Origin of the sequence: Synechococcus sp. CCY 9618, assembly GCF_019038415.1 — a bacterium.
Taxonomy (GTDB): Bacteria; Cyanobacteriota; Cyanobacteriia; order PCC-6307; family Cyanobiaceae; genus Cyanobium.
In genome coordinates this window covers 187,822-207,736 of record NZ_JAFKRG010000048.1, presented here as the reverse complement: position 1 = coordinate 207,736, position 19,915 = coordinate 187,822, and the positions used below count along the sequence as shown (strand labels likewise).

Sequence of the window (19,915 nt, the reverse complement as noted above, 5' to 3'; positions counted from 1 at the left end):
CGGCGCCAGGGAGGCCTGGGTGGCGGTCACTCCCAGCGACGCGTCCGGCGCACCGTCACCGAGCCGCCGAAACCTGGAATCGGAGGCCGGCACTTGGTGAGCTCCAGCGCCAGAGGAATCGGCCCGTAGCACTCCTCCAGCACATCGAGAATCCGTTCGCTGTAGTGCTCCAGGGTGTTGCAGCAGATCACCCGGGACCGGGCGCGCAGGGCTTCGATGCCGATGGCGTAGTCGGAACCGTCGCTCAGATCGTCGCGACAGGCCGTTTCGGAGAGATCGGTGCCCAGGGAGAAGGCCAGCTCGAACCACTGGCCGTGCAGCCGCTCTCGCTCCAGCACCCCCACATGGGCCCAGAGGCGCAGACCGCGAACGTGAATCACATCGCTGGTCACGGCAGCCGGCGGTGGGTGAACTGGCGGCGGCCGTCGGCATAGTCGGCGGCGATGTGGCCCTCGCCCCGCAGCCGGTAGCGGTAGGTGACGAGTCCCTCCAGACCCACCGGGCCCCGGGGGGGCAGGGTCTGGGTGCTGATGCCCACCTCGGCGCCGAAGCCGTAGCGGTTGCCGTCGGCGAAGCGGGTGGAGCAGTTGAGGAACACCCCGGCGCTGTCCACGGCGGCCAGGAAGCGGTCGGCAGCCACCGGATCGGTGGTGGCGATGGCATCGGTGTGGCGGGAGCTGTGGCGGCGCACATGCTCAAGGGCCTCCTCCAGATCGCTCACCAGCTTGACGTTGAGGATCAGATCCGAATATTCCGTGTCCCAGGCGCCGGGGCCGGCGGCATGGGCCACCCCGAGGGCGCAGGCACCGGGATCGCCGCGCAGCTCCACCCCCGCCGCCGCAAAGGCAGGAATCGCCTCCTCCAGAAAGGCGGGGGCGATGGCCTGGTGCACCAGCAGGGTCTCGATGGCGTTGCAGGCCGCCGGGTACTGGGTCTTGCTGTCGAGGGCGATGCGCAGCGCCAGGGCCGGATCGGCGGCCCGATCCACATAGAGATGGCAGATGCCGTCGGCGTGGCCGAGCACCGGAATGCGGGTGTGGTCCTGGATGAAGCGCACCAGGGCATTGGAGCCCCGGGGGATGATCAGATCCACCAGCCCATCCAGCCGCAGCAGGCCCAGGCTCTCCTGGCGGCTGGTGAGCAGCTCCAGGCAGCCCGGATCCACCGCGGAGCCGGCCAGGCCCCGCTGCAGGGCCGCCACGATTGCCCGGCAGCTGCGGCCGGCCTCCCGGCCCCCCTTGAGCAGGGCGCCGTTGCCGGAACGGATCGCTAGCGAGGCGATCTGCATCACCGCGTCGGGGCGGGCCTCGAAGATCACCCCCAGCACCCCGAGGGGCACACTCAGCCGCTCCAGCACCAGGCCCGCGTCCAGTTCGGTGTGCAGCTGACGGCGGCCCAGGGGATCCGGCAGGGCCGCCACCTGGCGCACCCCGGCGAAGGCGCCGGCCAGCTTGGGGCCATCCAGCTTCAGCCGCGCCACCAGGGCCGGGGCCAGCCCCTCCCCGTCGGCGGCGGCCAGGTCAGCCCGGTTGGCCTCAAGGATCTCCTCGGCGGCGGCCGCCAGGGCGTCGGCCATCGCTTCCACCGCAGCACGCCGCTCGGCGTCACTCGTCTGACCCAGGGCCATGGCGGCGCGGCGCACGACGGCGGCCCGCTGCAGCAGCTGGGCATCGGGTTCGGGGACGACGCCCGCGGGGGGGGTGATGGTCTGGCTCATGGCCCCCATCATCCCAAGCGATCGAGAGCCAGCCGCACCGCTCCCAGCCGGCCGGCTCCATTGCCCAGGGCACAGCGGCGGATCACCAGCCCCTCCCGGCTCACGGCCAGCACCCGCCGCTCCACCTCCTGCCACACCGCCGGCAGGAAGTGGTGGCAAGCGCCGCTGAGGCCGCCGCCGATCAGCACCAGTTCCGGGGTGAGTACATAGAGCAGCGAACTCAGCCCCACCCCCAGGGGCCGGCCGTAGGCCGCCCAGACCGCCCGGGCCTGGGCGTCACCGCCGTCGGCCCGGCGGCAGAGCTCCAGAGGGTCCACCGGGCTGAGGCGGTGCAGGGCCTCGATGCTGCAGAACTGCTCCAGGGAGCCCCGGTTGCCGCTGCGGCAGGGGGGGCCGTCGGGATCCACCACGATCAGGCCGGGTTCGGCCGCCGCGCCGCCATGGCCGGTGAACAGCCGGCCCTCCAGCAGCACCGCCCCGCCCACGCCGGTGCCCAGGGTGAGCAGCAGCACATCAGCCACCCCCCGGGCCGCCCCCTGCCAGGCTTCCCCCAGCAGGGCGCAGTTGGCATCGTTGCCCAGCACCACCCGTCGCCCCAGCCGGGGTTCGAGCCAGTCGGCCAGGGGCACGTCGTGCCAGCCCGGCAGGTTGATGGAGATCCGGGCCACCCGTCCGGCCCCGTCGCAGGGGCCCGGCAGGCCGATGCCGAGCCGATCCGCCAGGTGATCGGGGTCCAGCTGCTCGACGGCCTCCGCCAGGGCCATGGACACCGCCCCCGGTACGGCCGGCTGGGGGGTGGGGTGCTCGGCTTCGGCCAGCACGGTGCCGTGGCGATCGCAGCGGGCCAGCTTGATGGCGGTGCCCCCCAGATCGATGCCGATCAGCTGCCCCTCTGAGGGAGGCCGTGCGAAGGACGACGCCATCGGCGAACCTTACCGAGGGGCCTGAGGCCGGTCGGCAACCAGGGCGATCAGAACCGCAGGAACACCTGCAGCAGGGACTGCCAGGCCCCATCGGTGTCGATCGAGGTCTGCAGGTTGAAGGTGTCGGAGGCCTTGTAGGTGAGGGTCAGCTGGGGAGGCACGTCGGAGCGGTTCGGAGCCGCCAGCACCGAGGCGCTGAAGCGGTTGGTGATGTCGACCCCGATCTCCGCCCCCAGCACCAGCTGGGGCGGCACCCGCGTGGAGGTGAGCTCCTGATCGTTCCTGACCGACTGGTTCACGTAGGTGGGATAGAGGGCGAGGCTCACCCGCTGGCCGAAGGCGTCGCTGAGCGATGACAGCAACGGCGAGAGCAGGGTCTGGCCCACCACCGTCGCCAGGGCCGCCCCCGCCCCGCCGCCGCTCAGTCCCGCCAGGGAGTTGCCGCCGATCAGGGCCACCAGTCGTTCCTGGGGCAGGGGCGGACTGCTGCGCAGCTCGAGGTTTTCGGCGATGCGATCGGCCGGTCCGCTCACCGACACCGTCACCAGGATCAGATTCAGCTGGTTGAGTGCCGAGAAGCCCGTCTGGTTGGGCGCGTTCTGCACCGAGGGGCCGATCTCCCCCACCCCGGCGGGATTGAGGACACTGAGGCTGTCGGAGATGCGCGTGCGCAGGGCGATGTCGAGGAAGGGCACCAGCCCCAGGGAGGGGGTGAAGATCGCCACGTTGGGGGCATCGGGATCCAGGCTGAAGCTGGTGGTGAACAGGTTGAGCCGTCCCCCCAGCAGCCGCACCACACCGGAGGCCCGCAGGGAGGGATCCAGCCGGCCGGCGATCCGCAGCTGCCCGGCGGCGTTGAAGTTGGCGATGTTGGGGATCACCACGCGCAGATCCGGGCCCAGCCGCAGGATGAGGTTCTGGAAGGCCAGATAGGGGAAGCGGGGCACCGCCTCCCGCAGGGACTCGGCGGTGGTGGACTCCACGTCCGGGCCCAGCAGCACCAGAGGCTTGTCGAAGTTCCACTTCGACTCCAGCAGCTCGGGCATGGTGCGGGGCTGCACCGGCTGGTCGGACACCGGTTCGCTGATCGCCAGCTGGCCCGGCTGCACGTTGATGGTGCCGCGGCTGATGGCCACCTCACCCCCGAGCACCGGAGACACCAGGCTGCCGCTCAGGTCCAGCTGGCCATCCCCGACCGCCGCCAGCCGCGGCACCGAGAAGGGGATCTGATCCAGCTTCACGGTCAGGGTGCGGTCCTCGGCCAGGGGGCGGAACAGGCCCAGGCGGCCCTCACCGGCCACCTGGCCCTTCTCTCCCACCCGGGCACGGAACTCCTGCACCACCAGCTGCTCGAAGTCGAACAGGACCGTGGCGTCCACATCGCGCACGTCCTGGCCGACGAAGCGGCAGCGCAGATCCCGGAGCCGCAGGAAGCCGTTGGCGATCGGGTCGTCGAGGCTGCCGCGCACCAGCAGCTGCAGATCGGCGCCGCCCTCCTGCCACTCGAACGCCTGGCCGGCCAGCCGGGTGAGGAACTTCAGGCCATCGCCCCGGGTGGCGAGCCGCAGCTCCAGTCCCTGCTCGGACGCCACCAGCGGAACGGTGCCCGACAGGTCGACGCTGCGGGATGCCCCCTCGGCCCGCAGGGCCAGATCGAGGCCCAGTCCCTCCTCCTTCAGATCCACCCGGCCCCGCTCCAGCCGCAGGGGCTGGTCGCCGAGGCGACCATCCGCCAGGCTCAGATCCAGGCTGAGCTCGGGCCGGGCACCACCCAGCCGGTACCGGCCCTTCATGGCCAGGCTGCCTCGCAGGTTTTCGGGCAGGGGGGTCAGCAGGGCCAGAAGGGAGAGGGGCAGGTTCTCCAGGCTGAAGCTGCCGGCACCGCCGGTGAGCGGTCCCTCCAGCCGCACCACGAAGGGCTGGCCGGCCAGGGCCTCGGCCCGGTCACCCTGGTCGTACCAGAGATGGCCGGTGGCCTTGAGAACGGCCCGGGTGCGGGCAAACTCCGGGCCGCTGAGCTGCAGATCGGCGTCGATCAGGGCCTGCAGGCGGTTGAGCCGCTCCGCCCGGCTGACCTGGCTGGCCGCCTGGGTCCGGGCGGCCAGCCGTTGCTCGGCCTGCTCCAGGGCCCGCAGCTGCTCATTGACCGTGCCGCCCATGGTGTCGATCGCCAGGCTGCCCAGATCACTGGCCTGGCCGCGGGGTGGGGCCGGCGCCCCACGCCAGATGGGCCAGGCATCGTTGAGCTGCCGGAACAGGAGGGTGGACAGCTGACTGGCCTGGAAGCGGGCCCGGAAGGGTCCGTTCCAGCTGCCGCTCAGCGTGGCGGCGATGGTTCCCCGGCCCAGGGGCTCGATCCGCCCCTTCAGCTGGTAGCGGCGGTCGTCGTACTGCACGTCGGCCAGGATCCGGCGCCCCCCGACTCCCAGGAACTGGGGGGAGCGCAGATCCACCCGGCCCTCAAACCCGAGCGGCTGGAGCCCCAGTCGGCCACTGCCGCTGAGGGCCCCCTCCAGGGGGCGCAGCCGTCGCTGGGGTCCGGTGGTCACCGCCAGCCCGCGCAGGGGAAAGGCGCGCGCCGTCCAGCGGTAGTCCGCCGGACGCCCCTCCAGGGACAGCAGGCCACCGCCCCGCTCGATGCTGGCCCGCACCGGCTGCCAGCGCCGGTCCAGCAGGGCTGTGATACGGCCCTCGGGGGTCGGCGCCACCGCCGTCAGGTTGAGGCTGCGGTCCCGCAGGCTGCCGCGCCAGGTCTCGCTCAGCAGCAGGGGGCCCGCACCGGGCCTGGCGACCCGCAGCTGCAGATCGGGGCGCAGCTCGGCCAGGGGACCGGCGATGGCCCCCTCCGCGTCCAGCCGGCCCTGCAGGGAGGTGCCCAGCAGGGGTTCGAGGCGGGCGAGGGGATAGTCCCGGATGGCCAGGCGGGACTGGAGAGGACCGGCCACCAGGCCCTTGCCGGCCTGGATGGCCAGCGGCATGCGGGCCGTGGCATCGACGTGATCGGAGCGGAAGCGTTCCAGCCGCAGGGTGCGATCGCTCCACACCAGCGCCGCCTGCCAGGGCCCCAGCAGGAGCTGGGAGGGCTGTCCCGTCTCCAGCCGCAGGCGTGGAGTGGCCAGGCGGCCATCAGCCCGCAGCCGGCCCGCCAGGGGCAGGCGCAGCCACTCGGGCAGCTGGGAGGCCACCGGGAAATCCCTGGGATCCACCCGCCAGCGGGCGTCGAGGGCCAGGGAGCGCCCCACCGAACCGCGGGCGTTGAGCGTGGAGCGGCCCAGGCCGGCATCGAGCCGGGCGATGCGCAGCGCGCCGGCCCCCCAGCGGCCCTCCAGCTGGGCCTTGAGGGGCCGGCGACCGAGGGGATGGCGGGGCGGGGGCTGGGCTTCGAACTGCACGGACAGCCGGCGGTCCGCATCGGCCCGGGCCGCCAGACGACCGCCCCAGGGGCCGAAACGCCAGGGGCTGGCGGGCAGGGTCAGCGCCCGGTCGCGGCAGGTGAGGGGCAGCCGTTCCGCCGTCAGCGGGGCCGTGTTGCCATCCAGCTGCCAGCGCAGGGCCCGCAGCTCCAGGCCACCGTCACAGCGGCCCTTGCCGCGCTCCAGTGTCAGCCCCAGGCGGCCGTCGGCTTCGCCGGCCAGGATCCCTCCGGCCCGATCCCCGTAGGGAAGCAGGGGACGCAGCAGGGCCAGCGGAAAGCGGCGGGCCGTGAGCCGGCCCCGCCAGACATGCTGCTGCCACTGGCCGTCCAGGCTGACCAGCACCGACCCGCCGCCGCTGGCTGCGGGGGGTTGCAGCCGCAGGCCCAGATCGATCTCCCGCCGATGCAGGCGCAGGGACACCCGGCCCGCCGCCGTCAGCGCGAGGGGGCGGCTGGTCGCCCCCGCGCCCGAGAGACGCACGGCGGCGGGCTGGAGCAGGCTCAGGCGCAGGTCGAGCCGGGGGGGCTCCTGATCGGCGGGGATGGTGCCCAGCACCCAGAACTGCCCACGGGAATTGCGGTGCAGATCGGCCCGGGCCCGATTCAGCCCGATGTCCAGCACGGCACCGCGCAGCCACAGACTGGCCAGGGGGTCGACCCGCAGCCGCACCCCTTCCACCCCGGCGGTGGAGCGATCCTCTGGGCCGGGCAGGAAGCGGGTGGGGCCGATCCAGAGCCCGTCGGGCCTGAGACCCCGGTAGGGCCCCAGCAGCATCGGCCGGCCCATGGCCGCACCGATCTGGCGCTCCAGGGAGGGCTTGAGGCGGTGGTAGATCCCGGCGACGATCCGGTCGAACCAGAACACGCCACCCGCCAGGCCCAGCCCCAGGAATCCGGCTGCCATGAGCCCTCGACGCGCACGCCGGCGCGTCGAGGGGGACCATCGCCGGGGCAGCCAACGCATCACTGGGGGTCTACCGCCATACCCGCGCGGCCGCAAGATAGGAGGCCTGTTGCGTCCACCCGAGCCCGATGGCCCCTGATCCGATCCTGCTCGTGGCCGGAACCTGGCTCGGGGCCGCCAGCGGGGTGCTGGCCGTGCTGACCGTCGCCGGGTTCCTCTCCCGCTGGGGCATCCGCTTCCGCCTGGTGGGGATCACCAGCTTCACCGCCCTGCTGTCCCTGTCCTGCCTGGCCTTCTCCATCAGCTACAGCCCGCGGGTGAGCGTGCCGGGAGCCGTCCGGGCGCCCGTGGTGTTCGACAACGGCACCGACCTGGTGATCGCTGCCGCCTCCGCGGATCTGGCGGAAGAGGCCGTCGCCCCGACCCTGGAGGAGGTCGCCCGCAACCTGCGCGGCGGCGGCCGCAGCAGCAGCGTCGGCGAGGTGAGGGTGCGGCTGCGTCGGGTGGAGCCGGTGGAGCCGGGCCTGGGCCGGCCGGTGGTGCTGGCGGAAACCACCCGCGAACTGGCGACGGGCACCGTGGCCGGAGCCTCCTGAGCCCATGCAGCAGCCCCTGCAACCGGGCGACGATGCCCCCCCACCCTTCCGGCCCCCGGCCCACATGGAACGGGAACAGCGGCGGCTGCGCCAGGTGGGGATCGACAGCTGGGCCGGGCTGGCAGGGCTGGACGACCGTCGTCTCAGGCAGCTGGCAGCCTCCGGTGAGGCCAGCGAAGCCCGGCTGATCCGGCTGCGGGGCCAGGCGCGGCTGGTCACGGAGGTGGGACTGGCCCCGGAGGAAGCGGCCCTGCTGCTCCATGGGGGCATCGCCAGTGCCGCCGGCCTCGCCGAGGCCGATCCCCAGCGGCTGCTGCTGCAGCTGGGCCGGCTGCAGCGCCGTCTGACCGGGAGCACGGTGCCGCCGCTGGAGCTGCCCCGCGTCCTGGCCTGGATCCGCCGTGCCCGTCAGGGCTCCGGTCGCTCCCCGAACTGACCCCTCAGGCCTGCGCTTCCTCACCGGGCTTGACTGGAATGGAAACAACAGACGGAGGCAGTCATGCCCCGATCAGCCCCATCCCGTCGCAACAGAGCCACGAACCATCCCTTTCGCCTTCGCCGCAGCCTTGCCGCCCTCTGTGTCACGGCCTGCCTCGCCGCCGTGGCGGCGCCCCAGGTCCGGGCCCAGTCGGCCCTGCTGGAGTCGGTGAAGCAGAACCCGGCCCTGGCCAAGAGCATGTGTCAGCAGTTCCGCCAGCTGAATGCCCAGGGCATCTCAGCCACCTCGAAGGCCTCGATCACCAGCCTGGCCGGCAGCAGGGGGCTGAGCACCATGGATGCTGAGGTGCTGGCCACCTACGTGATCGGACTGCACTGCTCCAGCGTGTTCTGAACCGTGGCCCGAGCGGTCCGGATCCGGGACGCCTCGCTCACCTGTGCCGATGGCGTGCAGCTGGTCAGCCGCCTCTGGCAGCCCGATGGGGAAGGCCCCTGGCCGGTGCTGGTGATGCGCCAGCCCTATGGCCGGGCCATCGCCTCCACCGTCACCTACGCCCACCCCAGCTGGTACGCCGCCCGAGGCTTCCTGGTGGTAGTGCAGGACGTGCGCGGCCGCGGTGATTCGCAGGGCCGCTTCGCCGGCTTCGCCCAGGAGGCCAGCGACGGCGCCGCCACCATCCGCTGGGCCCGTCAGCTCCAGGGCAGCAACGGTCGGGTGGGCACCTACGGGTTTTCCTACCAGGGCCTGACCCAGCTGCTCAACGACGGTGGGGGGTCCGGCGATGGGACCGCCCTGCCCGACTGCCTCGCCCCGGCCATGTGCGGCCTCGATGAACGGCTCCACTGGGCGAGCGAGGGAGGGGCGCACTGGTGGGCACTGGGCCTGGCCTGGGCACTGCAGCTGGCGGCCGAGGGCTGCCGGCGCCGCGGCGATCTGCCCGCCTGGCAGGAGATCCGCCGCAGCCTCCGGCAGGGCACCTACAGCGAGGAGGGCCCGGCCCTGCTGGAGCGCCACGACCCCGGGGGCATGGGGTCCCACTGGCTGCGCCGGGATCCCGGCGAGCCGGCCCAGTGGACCGTCCACCCGGTGGCCAGCGAGCTGCTGAGGCGACCGATGCTGCTGATCGGCGGCTGGCACGATCCCCACCTGGGCGGCGTGCTGGATCTCTGGCAACGGGCGAGGGCCGCCGGCGGTGAGCCCGGCCTGCTGATCGGTGCCTGGACCCATCTCGACTGGGGCGGGGGGGTCGACGCGGAGCTGCTCGCCTTCTTCCGCCGCCATCTGCAGGAGCCGGCGAGCAGCGGGCCCGCGGAGTCGTTGCGGCTCCAGTGCAGCAGCACGGGCGCCTGGCACGACCTGCCGGGGCCCTGGAGCCTGGCGCAGCCGGAACCGCGGGCAGCGGCCTGGTCGCTCCACTCCAGCGGCCTGGCGGCGATCCGCTGCGATGAAGGGGAACTGCTGCCTGCGGCCCCGGAAGCGGGCGGATCAGCGGCGCACCCCGGCGGGGCCGGGCTGGGACCGGTGGTGCTGGTGCACGATCCCTGGCGGCCCGTGCCCGGCCGCGGCGGCCACCTCGGCACCGATGCCGGTCCGCTGGAGCGGGCCGATCTGGACCGGCGCACCGATGTGGCCTGTTTCAGCACGCCGCCCCTGGAGGAGGCCCTGCCCCTGCGGGGCACCTTCCTGCTGCAGCTGCGGGTCAGCGCCGACCAGCCGAGCTTCGATCTCTGCGGGACCCTCTCGAGCGTGGACAGCGGAGGCGGCCGGGTGGTGCTGCTCGCCACCGGGGTGGCCCGCTTCGGGGCTGCAAGCAGGGCCGCGAGCGGGGCCGGCGATGGTCTGCGGGACCTGCGCTTCCAGCCCCTGGCCGTCCAGCTGGCCGCCGGGCAGCGACTGCGGCTCTCGCTGGCGGCGGCGGCCTGGCCCCAGATCGCCGTCAACCCCGGCGACGGGCGACCGCCGATGGGGGGCAGCAGCCCCAGCCATCGGGTGATCACCCTGAGCCTGGACCTGGAGGGCGGCCTGCTCCGCCTGGAGCCCCTCTGTCCGATGCGGACGGTTCGGGCACACTGATACACACCCACCCCACCGCCCATGCCGCGTCTCCCCCTGCGTCCCGCCCTGATCGGACTGACGCTGCTGCTGAGCGGCCCGGCGCTGCTGGCCCCCCGTGGAGCCGGCGCCCAGGGCGCCCCGACTCCGGTCGCCAGCGGCCAGCCCAGCGCGGCCCTCAGCCAGGCCCAGGCGCGGGCGGCGGCCAACCGCATCCTGCGCACCCTCCAGAACGGCGACGCCCAGGAGCGTTTCGACCAGTTCTCCCCGGCCCTGCAGAGCGTCAGCAGTCCCGGCATGGTGGCCACCACCATGAAGACCCAGCCGCGGCTGCTGCGCTGGACCATCCGCAGCATCCAGCCCGGCTACGACTCCAGCACGGTGGAGGCGACGCTCTACACCAGTGCCGGGCAGCGGGATCTGCTGATGGTGATCGACGCCAACGGCAAGATCGACGGCTACCACTTCGACGTCACCGATGTGCCCGCCGAGAAGGTCGTGCGCGACTTCATCGCGGCGCTCTCCAGCGGTCACTTCATCTCCGCCAGCAGCTTCCTGTCGCCGGAGATGCAGGAGCAGATCCCCCAGGCCCAGCTGCAGCAGAAATGGCTCGGCCTGCAGCGCATCACCGGCAACTTCGTGGGGGTGAAGCGGGTCAGCCGGGCCGAGAGCACCCCGGACATGCGCCTGGTGATCGTGACCACGGAGTTCAACCGCCTCACCGACAACCTGTTCGTGACCCTGGACGCCAGCAACCAGATCATCGGCGTGGATTTCCCCACCGATCCGGCGTCTCCCTCAGCGCCGCGGTGAGGCTGGGACACCAAGCGACCTAAGCTCCCGGCGCGTGTCCCATCGATCTTCCATGGCCCTGCCCAGCCTCGAATGGATGGTCGATGACGCCCAGCGGCTGGCGGAATGCCGCCACGACCACCCCTTCGCCGTGCTCGGGCCCCAGCTCCTCGATAACGGCGGCTGGGTGGTGCGGGCCTGGATGCCGGAGGCCGAGAGCGTCGAGCTGATCGTGGGCGGCCAGCGGCTGGCCATGGCCACCCCCCATCACCCCTGGATCTTCGAGGCGGCCGTGGGTGACGACCCCGGCTGCACCTACCGGCTGCACGTGCGCCGCGGCGGCATCGAGCACGAGCAGCACGACCCCTGGGCCTTCCGGCACGAGTGGATGGGCGAACTGGATCGCCACCTGTTCTCCGAAGGCAACCACCACCACATCTGGCGGCGCATGGGCGCCCACGTGGTGGAGCGCGACGGGATCCACGGCGTCCAGTTCTGTCTGTGGGCCCCGAATGCCCGCAGCGTGGCCCTGCTGGGTGACTTCAACGGCTGGGACGGGCGCCTCCATCCCATGCAGCAGCGGGTGGGGGGCAGCTGGGAGCTGTTCGTCCCGGGCCTGGCCGCCGGCCAGATCTACAAGTACGAGGTGCGGGCCCAGAACGGGCACTGCTACCAGAAGGCCGATCCCTACGGCTTCCGCCATGAGATCCGCCCCAACACCGGTTCGGTGGTGGCCGAACTGGGCACCTACCACTGGAACGACGGCAGCTGGATCGACGAGCGGGACGGGCGGGACCCCCTGCCCCAGCCGATCTCCGTCTACGAGATGCATCTGGGCAGCTGGATGCATGCCGCCGCCGACCAGCCCTTCCTCGAAGCCGACGGCAGCCCCAGAGCGCCGGTGGCGGCCGCCGATCTGAAGCCGGGGGCCCGGATGATGACCTACCCCGAACTGGCAGACCGGGTGATCCCCTACGTCAAGGCCCGGGGCTTCACCCACATCGAGCTGATGCCCGTCGCGGAGCATCCCTTCGATGGCTCCTGGGGCTACCAGGTCACCGGCTGGTACGCCCCCACCAGCCGCTTCGGCACCCCGGACGAATTCCGGGCCTTCGTGGACCGCTGCCACGGCGAGGGCATCGGCGTGATCCTCGACTGGGTGCCGGGCCACTTCCCCAAGGACGGCCACGGCCTGGCCTTCTTCGATGGCGCCCACCTCTACGAGCACGCCGATCCCCGCATCGGCGAGCACAAGGAGTGGGGCACACTTATTTTCAATTACAGCCGCAACGAGGTGCGCAACTTCCTCGTCGCCAACCTCATCTACTGGTTCGAGGAGTTCCACATCGACGGCATCCGGGTGGATGCGGTGGCCTCCATGCTCTACCGCGACTATCTCCGCCCCGACGGCGAGTGGCTGCCCAACGAACACGGCGGCCGGGAGAACCTGGAGGCGGTGCGCTTCCTGCAGCAGGCCAACCACGTGCTGTTTGAGCACTTCCCCGGGGCCCTGTCGATCGCGGAGGAATCCACCACCTGGCCGATGGTGACCCAGCCCACCGACATGGGAGGCCTGGGCTTCAACCTCAAGTGGAACATGGGCTGGATGCACGACATGCTCGATTACTTCGAGCTCGATCCCTGGTTCCGCCAGTTCCACCAGAACCACGTCACCTTCTCGATCTGGTATGCCTTCACCGAGAACTTCATGCTGGCCCTGAGCCACGATGAAGTGGTGCACGGCAAAAGCAACCTGCTGCACAAGATGCCGGGCGACGACTGGCAGAAGTTCGCCAACGTGCGTGCCCTGCTGGCCTACATGTGGACCCACCCGGGCAAGAAGACGATCTTCATGGGCATGGAGTTCGGCCAGCGGGCCGAGTGGAATGTCTGGGGGGATCTGCAGTGGGAACTGCTGCAGTACGAGGCCCATCAGGGGCTGCTGAATCTGGTCGACGATCTCAACGTCTTCTACAAGTCCGAACCGGCGCTGTGGGGCGAGGACTTCGACCAGTACGGCTTCCAGTGGATCGACTGCAACGACAACCGCCACTCGGTGATCAGCTTCATGCGCCGCGACAGCGGCAGTGGCAACTGGCTGGTGGTGGTGGCCAACTTCACCCCCCAGAGCCATTCCCACTACCGGGTGGGAGTGCCGATGGAAGGCTTCTACGCGGAGGTGTTCAACACCGACAGCAGCCGCTACGGCGGCAGCAACCTGGGCAACCTGGGCGGCAAGTTCACCGACCCCTGGGCGATCCACGACTACGAGAATTCCCTTGATCTCTGCCTGCCGCCCCTGGGGGTGCTGGTGCTGCGCCTCGATCCCACCCGGCTGCGGCCGGAGAACGACGCTCCGGCCGGCTGACAGCGGACGGGAGGGATCCGCGAAGGATGAAGAAAAGCGTCCCTGCGCCGGCGGCCCCGGTGGGCCGACCCAGCCGCACAGGGGCAGAATCCTGACCAGCAGAGGGATCAGCGCCCCAGCCCGGGCCCTGATCGTCGGCTAGGTTGCCGAACGCTGAGAGCATCCTCCCCATGGCCGACACCGCCCCCCTGCTGCTGCGCGCCGCCCGAGGGGAGCAGGTGGAGCGGCCGCCGGTGTGGATGATGCGCCAGGCGGGCCGCTACATGAAGGTCTACCGCGACCTGCGCGACCGCCATCCGGGCTTCCGCGAGCGCTCGGAGAACCCCGATCTCTCCTACGAGATCTCGATGCAGCCCTTCCACGCCTTCCGGCCGGACGGGGTGATTCTCTTCTCCGACATCCTCACGCCCCTGCCGGGCATGGGCATCGACTTCGACATCATCGAGAGCAAGGGGCCGATCATCGAGCCCGCCATCCGCAGCCAGGCCCAGGTGGAGGCCCTGCGGCCCCTGGATCCGGCGGCGGCCCTGCCCTTCGTGGGTGAGGTGCTGGGCCGGCTGCGGGCCGATGTGGGCAACCAGGCCGCCGTGCTCGGTTTCGTCGGCGCCCCCTGGACCCTGGCCGCCTATGCGGTGGAGGGCAGGAGCTCCAAGACCTATTCGGTGATCAAGGCGATGGCCTTCCAGGAGCCCGCCCTGCTGCACCGGCTGCTGGGCCACCTGGCCGATGCGATCGCCACCTACGTGCGCTACCAGATCGATTCCGGCGCCCAGGTGGTGCAGCTGTTCGACTCCTGGGCCGGCCAGCTCAGCCCGATCGACTACGACGTCTTCGCCGCCCCGTACCAGAAGCGGGTGATCGACCAGGTGAAGGCCACCCACCCCGACACCCCCCTGATCCTCTACATCTCCGGCAGCGCCGGGGTGCTGGAGCGCATGGCCAACACCGGGGTCGACTTCATCTCCCTCGACTGGACCGTGGACATGGCCGACGGCTGCGCCCGCCTGCCCCAGCACCTTGGGGTGCAGGGCAACGTGGATCCGGGTCTGCTGTTCGGCACCCCCGAGGCGATCCGCGAGCGGATCCTGGACACCGTGCGCAAGGCCCGCGGCCGCCGCCACATCCTCAACCTGGGCCACGGCATCCTGCCCGGCACCCCGGAAGACAACGCCCGGGTGTTCTTTGAGACCGGCAAGGCCGTCAATGAGCTGCTGGGGGCCGCTGTTTGAGCGCCGCCACCACCGGGCCGCAGCGGATCCTGATCACCGGCGCCAGCGGTTGTGTCGGCCAGTACATCGCCGAGAACCTGCTGGCCAACAGCGACGCCCAGCTGCTGCTGCTGCTGCGCGATCCGGCCAAGCTCAGCGCCGTGCCCGCCGACCACCCGCGCATCACGGTGCTGGTGGGTGATCTGCGCGAGCTGGGCCCCCACGCCGCGGCGATCGCCAGCGCCGACCGGATCATCCACACGGCCACGGCCTGGGGCGACCCGGAGCGGGCCCAGGCGGTGAACGTGGTGGCGGTGAAGGAACTGCTGCGGCTCAGCGATCCGGAGCGGCTGCAGCAGGTGATCTACTTCTCCACCGCCAGCATCCTCGACCGGCAGCTGCAGCTGCTGCCGGAAGCGATGGCCTACGGCACCGAGTACATCCAGACCAAGGCCACCTGCCTGCAGGACCTGGAGCGCCACCCCCTGGCGCCGAGGATCGTGGCGGTGTTCCCCACCCTGGTGTTCGGTGGCTCGGTGGGCACGGCCGATCCCCACCCCACCAGCTATCTCACGGCCGGGCTGAAGGAGGCCTTCGGCTGGCTGTGGCTGGCCCGCTGGCTGCGCACCGACGCCAGCTTCCACTTCATCCATGCCGCCGACATCGCCACGGTCTGCGCCCACCTGGCCACCACCCCCCACGGCCCCAACCCGGAGCCGGGCCAGGGGGCGGTGCGGCGACTGGTGCTGGGCCAGGCGCCGATCACGATCAACACGGCGGTGGCCAGCCTGTGCCGCTGGCGGCGGGTGTGGCTGCCGCCGGTGGGGATCGATCTACGGGGCTGGCTGATCGAGGGCCTGATCAAGCTGCTGCGGATCGAGGTGAACGCCTGGGATCGCTTCTCGATCCGCCAGCGCCACTTCGTGCACCAGCCGGTGAGTCCGCCCGAGCGCTTCGGCCTGGTGAGCCTGGCTCCCACCCTGGACGCGGTGCTGGAGACGGCGGGGGTTCCCCACCGGGGGCGGCTGGGATCGGGCCGCACCCCCTGACGCGGCAATTGTTGCGAATGTGTCGGAGGGCCGCATGGGCAGCCGGCCATTGCCTAATTTGGGCCGGTTGCACGTGCTTTCGGGCACCTTCCTTCGCACCTTCCCATGCGTCGTCTTCTTTCCTTCTTCGCTCTCTGCCTGGCGCTGGTGCTCGGTGCCGCCCCGAGCTTCGCGGCCGATGCGGCCCACGGTGGCCAGATCTTCTCGGCCAACTGCGCCGCCTGCCACATGGGTGGCGGCAACGTGGTCAACGCCGAGCGCACCCTCAAGGCGGATGCCCTGAGTGCCTATCTGGCCAACTATGAGTCCGACCATCAGGCCGCCATCGCCTACCAGGTGACCAACGGCAAGAACGCCATGCCCGCCTTCGGCGGCAAGCTCACGGAGGCCGACATCGCCGACGTGGCCGCCTACGTCGACGACATGGCTTCCAAGGGCTGGGCCTGATTCCCGGCGATCCACCGAACGGCACGGATCGACCCCTTCCGATGAGCCCCGGCCCCGCCGGGGCTTTTTCATGGGCTCAGGGGAGGGCGCGACGGGCGGCCAGCACCGCCAGGTAGAGCTCCTCCGGCACCTCGCGGATGTCGTACTCGGAGGGAAGCATGCCGTGGACGTGGCGATGCACGGCCCGCCAGCAGTCGCGCTCCGGCTCGGCGCCGCTGCCGTCGAGGGCGAGGGACTGGCAGGCCAGCTCAGCCACCAGGGCCGGATCGGCGGCGGGGGAGGACATCGGCACGGGCGGAGCACTGGTGCAGAACCCTAGGTGCTGGCTGAAAGCCGTTGCGGAAGCGAGAATGGGGCCCAGCAGACTGCACCCGATGGCGATCCCCGCCGCCTCCCTGGCTTCGGCCGTCACGGTGCTCCTGGCAGGGGTCCTGCCGATGGCGGCCGCCCCCTCTTGGGCCCAGGCCGTCTCCCCCAACCAGCCGCTGGCGATCCAGGTGAGCCCCGGGCTGCCGCCCGATGCCTGCCGGCTGGTGGTGCCGCTCCAGGAGCAGGTGCTCCAGCCCCTGCGCATCGCCCCGGCCCAGGTGGCCCAGAAGAACGCCATGGGCTGCCTGTCGGCGGCCGATGCGTTCTACGGCCCCGACGGCTGCCCCACCAGGCTGTGCGGCAAGACACACGGCCAGCGGCTGCCCCTGCCCTGAGCGGCCGGGGCGCGGCCGGGACGGTTCTCCCACCCCTTCGGTTCGGCCTGCACGGCGCCGGGGAGGAGGGCCGAACGGGGCGGTTCGGTCCTCCCTCTCGGCCGATCCGGCGAGGATTCATACGTTGGCTTCAGCGATCGTCCCGAGGGAGGAGTCCACCCATGCATCCCACCGCCGAACTGTTCACCGAAAAGGCCTGGGGCGCCGTGGTGGCCTCCCAGCAGCTGGCCCAGCAGAAGCGCCAGCAGCAGATGGAGAGCGAGCACCTGTTCGCCGCCCTGCTGGCCCAGCAGGATCTGGCCACCCGGATCCTGGAGAAGGCGGGGGTCGACCTGGGCGTCCTGGGCCAGAAGCTGGAGGCCTTCATCGCCTCCCAGCCCAGCCTGGCCAGCAGCCCCGACAACGTGTATCTGGGCAAGGGCCTGAACGCGGTGCTGGACGGGGCCGACGCCCTCAAGAAGGAATTCGAGGACAGCTACATCGCCGTGGAGCACCTGCTCCTGGCCCTGGCCGGTGATGACCGCTGCGGCCGCCAGCTGCTCTCCCAGTGCGGCACCGATGGCCGCAAGCTCAAGGAGGCGGTGCAGGCGGTGCGGGGCAGCCAGCGGGTGAATGACCAGAACCCCGAGGGCACCTACGAATCGCTGGAGAAATACGGCCGCGACCTCACCGCCGCCGCCCGCGAGGGCAAGCTGGATCCGGTGATCGGGCGGGATGAGGAGATCCGCCGCACGATCCAGATCCTCAGCCGCCGCACCAAGAACAACCCGGTGCTGATCGGTGAACCCGGCGTCGGCAAGACGGCGATCGTGGAAGGTCTGGCCCAGCGGATCGTCAACGGCGACGTGCCCAGCGCCCTGCAGAACCGCCAGCTGATCGCCCTCGACATGGGCGCCCTGATCGCCGGTGCCAAGTACCGGGGCGAGTTCGAGGAACGGCTCAAGGCCGTGCTCAAGGAGGTCACCTCCAGCGAGGGTCAGATCGTCCTGTTCATCGACGAGATCCACACGGTGGTGGGAGCCGGCGCCACCGGCGGCGCCATGGATGCCAGCAACCTGCTCAAACCGATGCTGGCCCGCGGCGAACTGCGCTGCATCGGTGCCACCACCCTGGATGAGCACCGCCAGCACATCGAGAAGGATCCGGCCCTGGAGCGCCGCTTCCAGCAGGTGTTCGTGGATCAGCCCACGGTGGAGGACACGATCTCGATCCTGCGGGGCCTGAAGGAGCGCTACGAGGTGCACCACGGCGTGCGCATCGCCGACAACGCCCTGGTGGCCGCCGCCGTGCTGTCCAGCCGCTACATCGCCGATCGCTTCCTGCCCGACAAGGCCATCGACCTGATGGACGAATCGGCGGCCCGCCTGAAGATGGAGATCACCTCCAAGCCCGAGGAGATCGACGAACTCGACCGCCGCATCCTGCAGCTGGAGATGGAGAAGCTCTCCCTGGGGCGGGAATCGGATCCGGCCAGCCGCGACCGGCTGGAGCGGCTGGAGAAAGAACTGGCCGAGCTGGGCGAACAGCAGAGCAACCTCAACGCCCAGTGGCAGAAGGAGAAGGGCTCGATCGACGAACTCTCCGCCCTCAAGGAGGAGATCGAGCAGGTGCAGCTGCAGGTGGAGCAGGCCAAGCGCAACTACGACCTCAACAAGGCGGCCGAGCTGGAGTACGGCACCCTGGCCGGGCTGAACAAGAAGCTGGCCGCCCGCGAGGCGGAGCTGAGCGCCCACGCCGGTGAGAAGAACCTGCTGCGGGAGGAGGTCACCGAGGACGACATCGCCGAGGTGATCGCCAAGTGGACGGGCATCCCGGTGAGCAAGCTGGTGCAGTCGGAGATGGAGAAACTGCTCCACCTCGAAGACGAGCTGCACACCCGGGTGATCGGCCAAGAGCAGGCCGTGACGGCGGTGGCCGATGCGATCCAGCGCTCCCGGGCCGGCCTCTCCGACCCCAACCGCCCGATCGCCAGCTTCCTGTTCCTGGGCCCCACCGGCGTCGGCAAGACCGAGCTCTCCAAGGCCCTGGCGGCCCAGCTGTTCGACAGCGAGCAGGCCATGGTGCGCATCGACATGAGCGAATACATGGAGAAGCACGCCGTGTCGCGGCTGATCGGAGCGCCTCCGGGCTACGTGGGCTACGAGGAGGGCGGCCAGCTCACCGAAGCGGTGCGGCGGCGGCCCTACGCCGTGATCCTGTTCGACGAGGTGGAGAAGGCCCACCCCGATGTGTTCAACGTGATGCTGCAGATCCTCGATGACGGCCGCGTCACCGACGGCCAGGGCCGCACGGTGGATTTCACCAACACGGTGCTGATCCTCACCAGCAACATCGGCAGCGCCTCGATCCTGGATCTGGCCGGCGATCCGGCCCGCTTCGGCGAGATGGAGAAACGGGTCAACGAGGCCCTGCGCGCCCACTTCCGCCCGGAATTCCTCAACCGGCTCGACGAGTCGATCATCTTCCGCAGCCTGCGGGAGGAGGAGCTGCGCCAGATCGTGGTGCTGCAGGTGCAGCGGCTGCAGCAACGGCTGGAAGACCGCAAGCTCAGCCTGCGCCTGGAGGAGGAGGCCCTCGACTGGCTCGCCGGCGTCGGCTACGACCCGGTCTACGGGGCCCGGCCGCTGAAGCGGGCGATCCAGCGGGAGCTGGAGACCCCGATCGCCAAGGCGATCCTGGCGGGGCGCTTCCCCGCCGGCAGCACCATCGCGGTGGATGTGCAGGACGAGCGCCTGCGCTTCCGCCAGGCCGAACCGGCCGAGATCCAGCGGGTGGAGCCGGCGCTGGTGGGATGAGCACTTGTTGATCGGCGCAGGGCCACCTGGCTGATGGGGAAACGGCTGAAGCGGCTGGTGGCCTGGCTACGCCTCTACTGGCTGGCGGCGAGTCTGTATGGCATCTATCTACTGCTGTCCCGGCCCCACAACCACGGCGCCCTGGTGGCGATCTGGCACCGGGGGCGGCTGCTGCTGGTGCAGACCAGCTACCGCCACGGCCTGGGGCTGCCGGGAGGGGGACTGGAGCGAGGGGAAACGGCGCGGCAGGCGGCGGTGCGGGAGCTGGCCGAAGAGCTGGGGCTACGGGTGTCGGCAGAGGAGCTGCTGGATCCCTGGCAGATCACCGAAACCTCAGCGCGGGGGAAGAACAGCGTGACGATCTTCACGCTGCAGGCGGCGCGGGAGCCCGCGATCCGCCTAGACGGCCTCGAGCTGGTGGCAAGCCACTGGCTGACTACGGGAGCGGCGCTGGGCCGGCCCCTGGTCAGCCATGTGCGGACGTATCTGATCGAGAGGGGTTGAGT

General features: G+C 71.0%; 17 protein-coding genes. 12 read left to right on the top strand and 5 right to left on the bottom strand.

The window, feature by feature from the left end:
* Positions 1–26: 26 nt before the first annotated feature.
* From KUG41_RS13010 to KUG41_RS15955, 4 genes are read right to left on the bottom strand one after another with little or no spacing between them, the layout of a single operon-like run.
* Positions 27–392, bottom strand: a complete 366-nt coding sequence (locus KUG41_RS13010; protein ID WP_216904613.1) for a dihydroneopterin aldolase — start codon at positions 390–392, stop codon at positions 27–29.
* Positions 389–1,717: a glutamate-5-semialdehyde dehydrogenase gene (locus tag KUG41_RS13005; RefSeq protein ID WP_254217243.1), complete on the bottom strand. Its 1,329-nt coding sequence runs from the start codon at positions 1,715–1,717 to the stop codon at positions 389–391. The genes KUG41_RS13010 and KUG41_RS13005 overlap by 4 nt, the downstream gene beginning before the upstream one ends.
* Before the next feature lie 8 nt (positions 1,718–1,725).
* Positions 1,726–2,640, bottom strand: a complete 915-nt coding sequence (locus KUG41_RS13000; RefSeq protein ID WP_216904611.1) for an ROK family protein — start codon at positions 2,638–2,640, stop codon at positions 1,726–1,728.
* Between the two features lie 47 nt (positions 2,641–2,687).
* Positions 2,688–6,959, bottom strand: coding sequence for a translocation/assembly module TamB domain-containing protein (locus KUG41_RS15955; RefSeq protein ID WP_216904610.1), 4,272 nt, complete (start codon positions 6,957–6,959; stop codon positions 2,688–2,690).
* Positions 6,960–7,087: 128 nt separating this feature from the next.
* Between KUG41_RS15955 and KUG41_RS12990 the strand changes: the two genes are divergently transcribed.
* The 9 genes from KUG41_RS12990 (at position 7,088) to KUG41_RS12950 (ending at position 15,910) form a co-directional block, all read left to right on the top strand.
* Positions 7,088–7,555: a Ycf51 family protein gene (locus tag KUG41_RS12990; RefSeq protein WP_216904609.1), complete on the top strand. Its 468-nt coding sequence runs from the start codon at positions 7,088–7,090 to the stop codon at positions 7,553–7,555.
* A 4-nt stretch (positions 7,556–7,559) separates the two neighbouring features.
* A complete protein-coding gene (locus KUG41_RS12985) occupies positions 7,560–7,991 on the top strand; it encodes a DUF4332 domain-containing protein (RefSeq protein ID WP_216904608.1) in 432 nt (143 codons plus the stop codon).
* Between the two features lie 63 nt (positions 7,992–8,054).
* On the top strand, positions 8,055–8,387 hold the full coding sequence (locus KUG41_RS16185; protein ID WP_371734139.1) for a hypothetical protein: 333 nt from the start codon (positions 8,055–8,057) through the stop codon (positions 8,385–8,387).
* Positions 8,388–8,390: 3 nt separating this feature from the next.
* Positions 8,391–10,067, top strand: coding sequence for a CocE/NonD family hydrolase (locus KUG41_RS12975; protein ID WP_371734138.1), 1,677 nt, complete (start codon positions 8,391–8,393; stop codon positions 10,065–10,067).
* Positions 10,068–10,088: 21 nt separating this feature from the next.
* Positions 10,089–10,859 carry a DUF3887 domain-containing protein gene (locus tag KUG41_RS12970; RefSeq protein WP_216904607.1) on the top strand — a complete coding sequence of 257 codons (771 nt, stop codon included), beginning with the start codon at positions 10,089–10,091 and terminating at the stop codon, positions 10,857–10,859.
* 52 nt (positions 10,860–10,911) lie between these two features.
* Complete coding sequence (gene glgB, locus KUG41_RS12965; protein WP_216904606.1) at positions 10,912–13,206, top strand: 1,4-alpha-glucan branching protein GlgB; 2,295 nt, start codon at positions 10,912–10,914, stop codon at positions 13,204–13,206.
* A 170-nt stretch (positions 13,207–13,376) separates the two neighbouring features.
* Entirely contained in the window at positions 13,377–14,435 is a 1,059-nt protein-coding gene (hemE, locus tag KUG41_RS12960) for a uroporphyrinogen decarboxylase (RefSeq protein ID WP_216904605.1), read from the top strand.
* The gene (locus tag KUG41_RS12955; RefSeq protein ID WP_216904604.1) at positions 14,432–15,463 is read left to right on the top strand and encodes an NAD(P)-dependent oxidoreductase; all 1,032 of its coding nucleotides are present in this window, start codon (positions 14,432–14,434) and stop codon (positions 15,461–15,463) included. Before hemE ends, KUG41_RS12955 begins: the two co-directional genes overlap by 4 nt.
* 105 nt (positions 15,464–15,568) lie before the next feature.
* Entirely contained in the window at positions 15,569–15,910 is a 342-nt protein-coding gene (locus KUG41_RS12950) for a c-type cytochrome (RefSeq protein ID WP_216904603.1), read from the top strand.
* A gap of 76 nt (positions 15,911–15,986) precedes the next feature.
* Here KUG41_RS12950 and KUG41_RS12945 read toward each other — a convergent pair whose 3' ends face one another.
* Positions 15,987–16,196, bottom strand: a complete 210-nt coding sequence (locus KUG41_RS12945; protein ID WP_216904602.1) for a hypothetical protein — start codon at positions 16,194–16,196, stop codon at positions 15,987–15,989.
* Between the two features lie 88 nt (positions 16,197–16,284).
* On the opposite strand from KUG41_RS12945, the gene KUG41_RS12940 reads away from it, so the two are divergent.
* The 3 genes from KUG41_RS12940 (at position 16,285) to KUG41_RS12930 (ending at position 19,913) form a co-directional block, all read left to right on the top strand.
* Complete coding sequence (locus KUG41_RS12940) at positions 16,285–16,614, top strand: hypothetical protein (RefSeq protein ID WP_216904601.1); 330 nt, start codon at positions 16,285–16,287, stop codon at positions 16,612–16,614.
* Between the two features lie 161 nt (positions 16,615–16,775).
* Positions 16,776–19,409, top strand: coding sequence for an ATP-dependent chaperone ClpB (clpB, locus tag KUG41_RS12935; RefSeq protein ID WP_216904600.1), 2,634 nt, complete (start codon positions 16,776–16,778; stop codon positions 19,407–19,409).
* A 33-nt stretch (positions 19,410–19,442) separates the two neighbouring features.
* A complete protein-coding gene (locus KUG41_RS12930) occupies positions 19,443–19,913 on the top strand; it encodes an NUDIX hydrolase (protein ID WP_216904599.1) in 471 nt (156 codons plus the stop codon).
* Positions 19,914–19,915: the final 2 nt, after the last annotated feature.

Coding starts and splice junctions, on each gene's coding strand:
- KUG41_RS13000 (WP_216904611.1), bottom strand. CDS start 2,640: ATGGCGTCGTCCTTCGCACGGCCTCCCTCAGAGGGGCAGCTGATCGGC.
- KUG41_RS12985 (WP_216904608.1), top strand. CDS start 7,560: ATGCAGCAGCCCCTGCAACCGGGCGACGATGCCCCCCCACCCTTCCGG.
- KUG41_RS12950 (WP_216904603.1), top strand. CDS start 15,569: ATGCGTCGTCTTCTTTCCTTCTTCGCTCTCTGCCTGGCGCTGGTGCTC.
- KUG41_RS12940 (WP_216904601.1), top strand. CDS start 16,285: ATGGCGATCCCCGCCGCCTCCCTGGCTTCGGCCGTCACGGTGCTCCTG.
- KUG41_RS15955 (WP_216904610.1), bottom strand. CDS start 6,959: ATGGCAGCCGGATTCCTGGGGCTGGGCCTGGCGGGTGGCGTGTTCTGG.
- KUG41_RS16185 (WP_371734139.1), top strand. CDS start 8,055: ATGCCCCGATCAGCCCCATCCCGTCGCAACAGAGCCACGAACCATCCC.
- KUG41_RS12990 (WP_216904609.1), top strand. CDS start 7,088: ATGGCCCCTGATCCGATCCTGCTCGTGGCCGGAACCTGGCTCGGGGCC.
- clpB (WP_216904600.1), top strand. CDS start 16,776: ATGCATCCCACCGCCGAACTGTTCACCGAAAAGGCCTGGGGCGCCGTG.
- KUG41_RS12945 (WP_216904602.1), bottom strand. CDS start 16,196: ATGTCCTCCCCCGCCGCCGATCCGGCCCTGGTGGCTGAGCTGGCCTGC.
- KUG41_RS12930 (WP_216904599.1), top strand. CDS start 19,443: ATGGGGAAACGGCTGAAGCGGCTGGTGGCCTGGCTACGCCTCTACTGG.
- glgB (WP_216904606.1), top strand. CDS start 10,912: ATGGCCCTGCCCAGCCTCGAATGGATGGTCGATGACGCCCAGCGGCTG.
- KUG41_RS13005 (WP_254217243.1), bottom strand. CDS start 1,717: ATGAGCCAGACCATCACCCCCCCCGCGGGCGTCGTCCCCGAACCCGAT.
- hemE (WP_216904605.1), top strand. CDS start 13,377: ATGGCCGACACCGCCCCCCTGCTGCTGCGCGCCGCCCGAGGGGAGCAG.
- KUG41_RS12970 (WP_216904607.1), top strand. CDS start 10,089: ATGCCGCGTCTCCCCCTGCGTCCCGCCCTGATCGGACTGACGCTGCTG.